The sequence below is a fragment of the Flavobacterium sp. GNP010 genome, assembly GCF_056428945.1.
In genome coordinates this window covers 1-432 of sequence record NZ_JBWJVK010000144.1, presented here as the reverse complement: position 1 = coordinate 432, position 432 = coordinate 1, and the positions used below count along the sequence as shown (strand labels likewise).

The following is a 432-nucleotide window of genomic DNA, read 5'->3' as shown; positions in this document are numbered from 1 at the left end:
TGCCATCTGTATCTGTTGCCGACAATGCGCTGATAGCTGTAGCTCCTGCTGTTGATGGAATACTTGCTGTGGTTACATCATTTGCTGTTGGAGGGTTGTTACCTATTGGAATGGTAAATATTGCTGGACTTGCATCTACTGCTCCTGTATTGTCTGTAGCGGTAAAGGTGAAAGTCGTTGTTCCTGTGAAGGTTCCGTTTGGATCAAAAGTTAATGTAGCCGCTTGCGCTGGAGTTATTACTTGTCCGGCCGTTACTGCTACTCCGCCCAAGGCTAATGTTCCATTGGCTGGTAAAGTGGAAACGGTATAACTTGCAATTGTGCCATCTGTATCTGTTGCCGACAATGCGCTGATAGCTGTAGCTCCTGCTGTTGATGGAATACTTGCTGTGGTTACATCATTTGCTGTTGGGGGGTTGTTACCTATTGGAA

At 46.1% G+C, this 432-nt stretch carries 1 protein-coding gene; it reads right to left on the bottom strand.

Features of this window, described 5'->3' with window-relative positions; translation table 11 throughout:
* Window positions 1-432, bottom strand: a 432-nt coding sequence (locus tag AC061C_RS15900; RefSeq protein WP_478291983.1) for an Ig-like domain-containing protein, incomplete at both ends; no start/stop codon positions are given.